Here is a 7,147-nt window from a genome sequence, read left to right as displayed (position 1 = left end):
CTCCACAGGAGCGTCCGACAAGGCGGCCGCAGGTGCGTCCGTCAACTGCCTGCGGGCCTGCCCGCCAAAAAGACCACGGAGCCTACCTTGACCGATACGACAGCCGCCAGCGTCGCCCCACCGGCGACCACCAGTCACGCTTCAGCCCAGGCGACGGCCTTCACCGTCATCCTGGCGGTGAGCTTCTGCCACTGCATCAACGACATCATGCAGTCGCTGCTGTCGGCCATTTACCCGCTCCTGAAAGAGAATTATGGCCTCGATTTCTGGCAGATCGGCTTGTTGACCTTCACCTTCCAGGTGACCGCGTCGCTGCTGCAGCCTGTGATCGGCATGATCACCGACAAACGGCCGATGCCCTATTCGCTGCCCTACGGCATGGCGTCATCGCTGATCGGCCTGATTGTGCTCGCCTATGCCGGGCACTATTCGCTGCTCCTGATCGGCGCCTCGCTGATCGGCATCGGCTCGGCGATCTTCCATCCGGAATCCTCGCGCATCGCCCGCTTCGCCTCCGGCGGCCGCTTCGGCCTGGCGCAGTCGCTGTTCCAGGTTGGCGGCAATTTCGGACAGTCCATGGGGCCGCTGCTGGCGGCCTTCATCGTCGTGCCGTTCGGCCAGACCAGCATTTCCTGGTTCGCCGTCGGCTCGCTGATCGGCATCATCGTTTTGTGGCAGGTCGGCGGCTGGTACAGCCGGCTGCGTGCCGCACAGGGCACCCGCAAGGCGGCGAGCTTCGTTTCGCCCTTCCCGCGCCGCAAGGTGATGAACGCATTGATCGTGCTGACCCTGCTGGTGCTGAGCAAGAATGCCTACATCGCCAGCCTCGCCAGCTACTACACCTTCTATTCCATGCATAAGTTCGGCGTTTCGGTGCAGATGTCCCAGGTCATGCTGTTCCTGTTCCTCGGTGCCTCGGCGCTGGGCATCCTGCTCGGCGGCCCGTTCGGCGACCGCTACGGGCAGAAGGCGATGATCTGGTTCTCCATCGTCGGCGTGCTGCCCTTCACGCTCGCCTTGCCCTACGCCAATCTGGAATGGACGATGGTGCTGACGGTGCTGATCGGCCTGATCCTGTCCTCTGCCTTCTCGAACATCGTCGTCTTTGCGCAGGAACTCGTGCCGGGCCGCGTCGGCATGATCGCCGGCATCTTCTTCGGCTTCGCCTTCGGCATGGGCGGCATCGCGGCGGCCGTGCTCGGTATCGTCGCCGATATGAAGGGCATCGATTTCGTCTTCCAGATCTGCTCGTATTTGCCGTTTCTTGGATTGCTCACCGTGTTCCTGCCAAACATGAAGGAAGCGCGCAAAGCGCAGGCGGCCGCCTAGATCAGGCGGGTCTGCCGCTGTCACAAAAATGCACCCGCCTGATGACGGGTGCATTTTTGTGGGCCATTCGGAAAGGCCTTAAGCCTTGAAGAAGGCCAGCAGGTCGGCATTGATGATGTCTGCATGGGTCGTGGCCATGCCGTGCGGGAAGCCCTTGTAGACCTTGAGCTCGCCCTTCTTGAGCAGCTTGATCGTCAGCAGCGCCGAATCGGCGATCGGAACGATCTGGTCGTCGTCTCCGTGCATGACCAGGACAGGCACGTCGATTGCCTTCAGATCCTCGGTGAAGTCGGTTTCCGAGAAAGCCTTGATACAATCATAATGCGCCTTGGTGCCGCCCATCATGCCCTGGCGCCACCAATTGTCGATGACGCCCTGCGAGATGTCCGCGCCCGGACGGTTGAACCCGTAGAACGGACCTGATGGAACGTCGCGGAAGAACTGGGCGCGATTGGCTGCCTGGGCGGAGCGGAAGCCGTCGAACACTTCGATCGGCAGGCCGCCGGGATTGGCGGCAGTCTTGAGCATGATTGGCGGCACCGCGCCGATCAGCACCGCCTTGGCGACACGGCCGCCGGCGCCATAGTTGGCAACATAGCGCGCCACTTCGCCGCCGCCGGTCGAATGTCCGACATGAATGGCATTCTTGAGGTCGAGATAAGCGGCGAGTTCCGCGACATCGGCGGCATAGGTGTCCATTTCGTTGCCGATATCCGTCTGGGTCGAGCGCCCATGGCCACGCCGATCATGGGCAATGACACGGTAGCCTTGTGACAGGAAGAACAGCATCTGGGCGTCCCAATCGTCGCTGCTCAACGGCCAGCCATGATGGAAGACGACAGGCTGCCCGGTCCCCCAGTCCTTGTAGTAAATCTGCGTTCCGTCCTTGGTGGTGATCGTACCGCTGCCGGAGCTGGGCTTGGTTTGCGAGGTCATCTCAATCTCCTTGTGGTTATTTCCGCGATAAACAATATCGCGATAACCATATAGCTAGCGCGGCACAAAACCCTTGTCCACAAAAATATGTATCGCGATATCATTTTTCGTGGTATCGAATTGATGCCCATATTGGCAAAAGGAATGCGCCGTGCCTCTCCCGTTGGACAATCAGCTCTGTTTCACGCTCTATGCCACCAGCATGGCGATAAACCGCACCTACAAGCCGATGCTGGACGAGATGGGCATCACCTATCCGCAGTACCTGGTGCTGAACGCGCTTGGAGAGGCCGATGGGATGTCGGTCGGCACCATCGCCAACCGGTTATCTTTGGAATCGAGCACCGTCACGCCGCTGGTGAAGCGAATGGAGCAAGCCGGGCTGGTGACCCGCCAGCGCAGCCAGACCGACGAACGCCAGGTGCAGGTCGACCTGACATCAGCCGGACGCGCGCTACTGGTCCAGTGCAACTGTCTGAACGAGACCTTGGTCGAACGCTCGGGCATGACGCTGGCCGAGCTCGATGCCTTGAACCGGCAGATCCAGGCGCTACGCAACGCGTTGACCAGCGACCGGTAGCCCCTACGTAGCCGCTTGGCCCAGTCATGGGTTGATTGCAATCAGCACGGCTTTTGAGGGCGGCTAAGCCAAACGTCGGAAAGAGGCCTCCATCATGCGGACTTAAGCACGGCAAATGACCGTTTGCGCATGGCCCGCTTTGCCTGGAAACTGACGGCGGGAGCGGGGCGGCCGACATGGAAGCCCTGGATCTTATCTATGCCGAATTCGCGCATCAAAGCCATCTGTTCGTCGGTTTCCACCCCTTCGACCAGGATCTTGTGGCCGCGATTTCGAACCAGGGTGATGATGTCCTGCAGCATCGCCTTGCCGCTCAGAGAGCTGCAGTCGTGCAGAAACGATCGGTCGATCTTCACCGTGTCGAAATCGATCAGGCGAAGCCACGAAAGGCCCGCAAAGCCCGTCCCGAAATCATCAAGCCATATCTTGATCCCGAGCAGCTTCAGGTCGCTGATGCAGCGCAGAATGTCCGAGTGCATCTCCATCTCCAGCCCTTCGGTGATCTCGAAGGCCAGCCTGCTGCCGGCGACGCCGGTTTCGCCCAGAATGGTCGCGACAGACGTTGCGAAGCCAGGTGTCTTAAGCTGGATCGGGGAGACGTTGACGCTGACGACACGGACGTGGTCGTCAGCCAGGAGTTCGGCGCACACCGTCCTTATCGCCCAGCGCCCGAGTTCCAGGATCGCGCCGGTTCGCTCGGCGACGGGAATGAACAGGCTCGGCGGAACCGATGTGCCGTCCAGCATTTTGAGGCGCATCAGAGCCTCCACCGCTTCAACCCGGTCCGATTTGACATCCTGAATAGGCTGATAAACCAGTGAAACGAGATTCTGGCCGATCGCGATCTTCAGCAAGGCCGCGATGTTCTCGCTCTCGTCGCTGCTTTGCGGATCGGTTGGATCGAACAGCCGGGCACAATTTCGGCCGCCGGCTTTTGCCAGATAGAGAGCGCGATCGGCCTCGTGGATGATCTTCTCCAGCTTGGCGCCGGTCTGCGTCCTGGTGAATGCGGCGCCAACGCTCACCGTTACGATCGAGACGCCGTCGCGCCGCAGTTCGTGCGTCAGCGCCAGGTTCTCGACCGTGCTGCAAATGGCTTCCGCTATATCCAGTATCTGCTCTTTTTTCTCCATGCGAGCCAGGACGATGAACTCTTCACCGCCATAGCGGCCGATGGAGCCATTATACTGCTTGATCATGTCGCTAAGGGCATTGGCGACATGGATCAGGCAGCGGTCGCCTTCCTGATGGCCGTAGCAGTCGTTGAATTTCTTGAAGAAGTCCACGTCGATGAGGATCGCCCCGAAGCTGGTACCGACCTTTTGCCAATCGCTCCAGTAGTCCCGCAGCTTCTCGTCGATCGCGCGCCGGTTCTCCAGACCCGTCAGCGGATCGGTCCGCGACAACCTCAGCAGGGCCTTGCCGCGTTCGGTCGCCTCATTGTGCTGGATCTTGGCTTCCAGGGCATTCAGGAAGACGTTGTAGCGTTCCTCATTCAGCTTCCAGTTCACATACGAGGTGAACGTGAAACAGGATATATAGAAAGCCCCGAATACCATTTTGTATGTAAGGGTTGAAGGAACGAAATAATTCACGATGTAAAGTATACACAATATTATTGCCGAGGTTACGATAGAAAGCTTGAAATTGAACGTAAAGAAAAGATTTGCGCTCATCATGAATATGGTCCCAAAGACCATGTAGTAAGAGACGCTTTCCTTGTCCGCGCCAAGAACCGCTGGGCACAACCAACCAACATAGCCGAAGATGATGGCTCCGGCGCAGGTCACGTCGAGCCATTCCGTTCCAATCCCCCGGCGAAGCTGTGCTTCGAGGATCAAAAGCGCGCTCAAGCCGACTGCGAAGCGCGCCGTGATCGTGTAGGCGGCAACATCCGGGATCAGCAGCAGATCCGTTGCCGAAAACAAGAGATAGATCGCAACCGCAATCCAGAGCCCTGGCCTGGCTTCTCCTCTTCGCGTCGCCTGCGCTTCGGTGCGGTAAAGGGTGCGGAGCTCGTCGGCGCTCAGTTCATAGCGCGGCTCGTACGGCTCCGCATCAACCGTATCGACCAATACGGAGGACAGGTGTTCGTTCATCACAATAGACCCCGTTTGAAAGGGATTTTGTTTTCCGAACTCATTTCCAGCTTCTGCCCCCACGCGGGCCGGCTCCTTTGGGACGCGACGGCGATTGCGACGCCGGGCAAACAAATGCAATCGCGCAAGACAAGTTTCCGTTAACTCGAACCCGGAATTCGGGCCGGAAGCCGTCTAAAGAGGAACATGGTTGGCGGGAAATTAATCATAACGATAAAATGCCGTCAGCCCGACATTGGCAAATGGAGCATTCTACGCAATAAGTTAACCGACTGTTAACTATGGAGTGATGGCGTGCAGACCGTTCTTGATGGCAAAAGCTTGATTACTGCCGCGATGCTCGCCGGCACGCTGCCTCGGGGAAAGCTCGAGCATCATGGCGAAGCGTTCGAAACCGCGCGCGCGGAGCTGGCGCTCATTCTCCACGCGACACAGCAGCAGATCGAACAGGACAAGAACCCCGCCGAGATCGTCGGTCGCTTGCTGTCCTTCCTCAATGGCCTGCATTCCAAGGTTCATCCCGACGTCTGGCATGCGTTGATACCGGTGGCGCAGAACCATCCGATCCTGAAGTATTTTCTCGAGGATCCGCTGACGCACTGGTCCTTCACCAAGCCCAGGGGCTATTCCGGCGACGCGCAGTTGCTTGATTACATCTATTGCGATCCGCACGTGGCAGAGAGCGTGGCCAACGCCTCGGAGATCGGCAAGGCCCTCTATAGCCATACCCAGAACGTACCCTCATGCGTCGCGGCACGGGAACGACGCGACCTCCTGACCCGATATGTCGACGAGATTGCGGTCAAGAATGGACCGCAATCCGAGGTCCTGGCGATCGCGGCCGGCCATTTGCGGGAGGCCAATCGCTCGGTCGCCTTGACGGAGGGCCGTCTCAAGCGCTGGGTTGCGCTCGATCAGGATCCCCAGAGCGTTGGGCTGATCGCGCGCGACTTCCAGGGCACCGCGGTCGAAGCCATCGACGGCTCGGTGCGAACCGTGCTCACGCGGGGTCACAAGCTCGGCAAGTTCGATTTCATCTATGCCTCCGGCCTTTACGACTACCTCGCCCACAACGTCGCGGTGAAACTCACGAAGACCTGCCTGCAGATGCTGAAGCCGAACGGGACGTTCCTGTTTGCCAACTACGCCGAGGGCACGCCTGACGCCGGCTACCGGGAGACATTCATGGACTGGGTGTTGCTGTTGCGATCGGAGGTCGATATGTGGAACATCGTCAATGCCAGCGTCGACCGCAACACCGTCGAGGCGCGGGTGTTCTTCGGCGAGAACCGCAACGTGCTTTATGCCGTCATCGAAAAGCGCGGATAGCGACCGCCTGGACTGCACCAGGCTGGGCGTGCCTTTGGCTTGCACCTCCGGCCGCCTTCCGCTATAGAGCCGCCACCCGCGTAGACACCCTTGGAGGCAACGCGGCGGAAGGCCGCCTTCCCGCATGATCCCGAAAAGTGGATTCCGGTTTTCGGACCAGATCATGCATGGGTATGTCGGCTTTCGACGTTTACGGTCCAGGCACTCTGCCAACCGTGAGCGCTCCAGTAAACCGAAAGGAAATGCCATGAGCCACGACACTTACGAGCTCAAGGCCGAAGCACGCGAACAGGTCGGTAAGGGGTCCGCCCGTGCAGTTCGCCGCAACGGTAAAGTGCCTGCAGTAATCTATGGTGACAAGCAGCCTCCCCTGGCTATTGCGCTCACCTACAAGGATATCTACTACAAGATCCATGGCGGTGGGTTCCTGACCACGATCGCCACGATCGATGTCGACGGCAAGAAGATCCAGGTCCTGCCGAAGGACTTCCAGCTCGACCCGGTCAAGGATTTCCCTGTCCATGTCGACTTCCTGCGCATCGGCAAGGACACCGAAGTCAATGTCGACGTGCCTGTCCACTTCATCAACGAGGACAAGTCGCCCGGCATCAAGCGCGGCGGCGTGCTCAACATCGTGCGTCACGAAGTCGAGTTCCACTGCCCGGCCAATGCGATCCCGGAGTTCATCACCGTCGATCTCACCGGCGCCAACATCGGCGACTCGATCCACATCTCGGCGGTCAAGCTGCCGGCTGGCGTCAAGCCTGTGATCTCCGACCGCGACTTCACCATCGCGACCATTGCCGGTTCGTCGGCGATGAAGCCGGAGACGGAAGAGACGGCTGAAGCAGCTGCACCTGAAGCGGCTCCTGCC

6 protein-coding genes are annotated in these 7,147 nt (G+C 59.5%); 4 read left to right on the top strand and 2 right to left on the bottom strand.

Translation table 11 applies throughout. From position 1 onward, the window contains the following. Nucleotides 1–87 precede the first annotated feature (87 nt). Complete coding sequence (locus EOD15_RS24805) at nucleotides 88–1,329, top strand: MFS transporter (RefSeq protein ID WP_128361821.1); 1,242 nt, start codon at nucleotides 88–90, stop codon at nucleotides 1,327–1,329. 78 nt (nucleotides 1,330–1,407) lie between these two features. Here EOD15_RS24805 and EOD15_RS24800 read toward each other — a convergent pair whose 3' ends face one another. After that, nucleotides 1,408–2,265, bottom strand: coding sequence for an alpha/beta hydrolase (locus tag EOD15_RS24800; RefSeq protein ID WP_127267864.1), 858 nt, complete (start codon nucleotides 2,263–2,265; stop codon nucleotides 1,408–1,410). A gap of 151 nt (nucleotides 2,266–2,416) precedes the next feature. On the opposite strand from EOD15_RS24800, the gene EOD15_RS24795 reads away from it, so the two are divergent. Then, on the top strand, nucleotides 2,417–2,845 hold the full coding sequence (locus EOD15_RS24795; protein WP_127322691.1) for a MarR family transcriptional regulator: 429 nt from the start codon (nucleotides 2,417–2,419) through the stop codon (nucleotides 2,843–2,845). A gap of 92 nt (nucleotides 2,846–2,937) precedes the next feature. On the opposite strand, the gene EOD15_RS24790 is transcribed toward EOD15_RS24795, so the two are convergent. Then, entirely contained in the window at nucleotides 2,938–4,944 is a 2,007-nt protein-coding gene (locus EOD15_RS24790) for an EAL domain-containing protein (RefSeq protein ID WP_127408934.1), read from the bottom strand. Between the two features lie 294 nt (nucleotides 4,945–5,238). On the opposite strand from EOD15_RS24790, the gene EOD15_RS24785 reads away from it, so the two are divergent. Together EOD15_RS24785 and EOD15_RS24775 are read left to right on the top strand one after the other, a co-directional pair. Then, complete coding sequence (locus EOD15_RS24785) at nucleotides 5,239–6,273, top strand: class I SAM-dependent methyltransferase (protein ID WP_127320866.1); 1,035 nt, start codon at nucleotides 5,239–5,241, stop codon at nucleotides 6,271–6,273. 247 nt (nucleotides 6,274–6,520) lie between these two features. Then, on the top strand, nucleotides 6,521–7,147 hold a 627-nt coding region (locus EOD15_RS24775; protein WP_127408933.1), incomplete at its 3' end, for a 50S ribosomal protein L25/general stress protein Ctc.

This window comes from Mesorhizobium sp. M7A.T.Ca.US.000.02.2.1 (genome assembly GCF_003996995.1).
GTDB lineage: Bacteria > Pseudomonadota > Alphaproteobacteria > Rhizobiales > Rhizobiaceae > Mesorhizobium.
This window is presented reverse-complemented; position numbering and strand designations above follow the sequence as displayed.

Bases quoted from the DNA above. Each gene is read 5' to 3' on its own strand.
- EOD15_RS24800 (WP_127267864.1), bottom strand. From the start codon at position 2,265: ATGACCTCGCAAACCAAGCCCAGCTCCGGCAGCGGTACGATCACCACC.
- EOD15_RS24790 (WP_127408934.1), bottom strand. From the start codon at position 4,944: ATGAACGAACACCTGTCCTCCGTATTGGTCGATACGGTTGATGCGGAG.